At 44.3% G+C, this 749-nt stretch carries 1 protein-coding gene and 1 pseudogene; both read right to left on the bottom strand.

Translation table 11 applies throughout. The features are described 5' to 3' along the window. The coding region (locus R8N47_RS24850; RefSeq protein WP_318186059.1) for a patatin-like phospholipase family protein at positions 1–468 on the bottom strand (468 nt) is incomplete at its 3' end. A 181-nt stretch (positions 469–649) separates the two neighbouring features. Further along, positions 650–749: pseudogene (locus R8N47_RS24845) on the bottom strand (MarC family protein); the annotation flags it as partial.

The raw sequence follows: 749 nt of genomic DNA, 5'->3' as shown, positions 1-749 counted from the left end.
ATAACAACCACCAGAAAAACACGGAGTATGTTTGTAAGCAATCGGCAATGCTGTTGTCGCTTCTATCGCATGATGGAAATTTTCTCGCGTCACTCGATAGTAGTCCGCTTTACCTGTGTCCACATTAGTGGTGGCCGCAAAAAAAGGAATGCCTTCAAAAAGCTTTTTCTCATCGACGGGATACAAACGGTTGGACTCTTCAAACAGCCATTTTACATCAATCAAATCGCCACCTTTGAGGAAACGGGTCGGGTCGAAAAAGCGCTTGCTGGTCGCGAGCTTTGTAATCACATTTATACTGCGGTGCGGGTAATCGGTCAGATAACCAATCAAATTAGATGCGCCTGCCGACACACCAATCGCAAAATCAAATGGCTTATAATCTCGCTCTAGAAATGCGTCTAACACGCCACTGGCAAAGACGCCGCGCATCGCTCCACCTTCCACTACAATTGCTTTCGTTGCCATGTTTCCCCCATTAATTTCTCGGAAAAGAGTAATGAAATTCGTGCATTAGCAACAATTGGTTATTCTTATTATTGAGATAGGTGAAGTCTATGTATTTCTGCCTTAGAAAGTGAAAACTAAAGATCAAAAAATCCACACTTGTGACGCAACACAAGCGTGGACATAGGAAATACGGGGAGGGTTAGGCAAATACGGTTTTGTAGGCTTCGCCAGCACCATCGATGAACATTTGGGTGCCGATAACCGCCAAAATCAGGCCCATCATTTTTGTCACCACATTC

The organism is Vibrio sp. 2132-1, from assembly GCF_033344315.1.
This window is presented reverse-complemented; position numbering and strand designations above follow the sequence as displayed.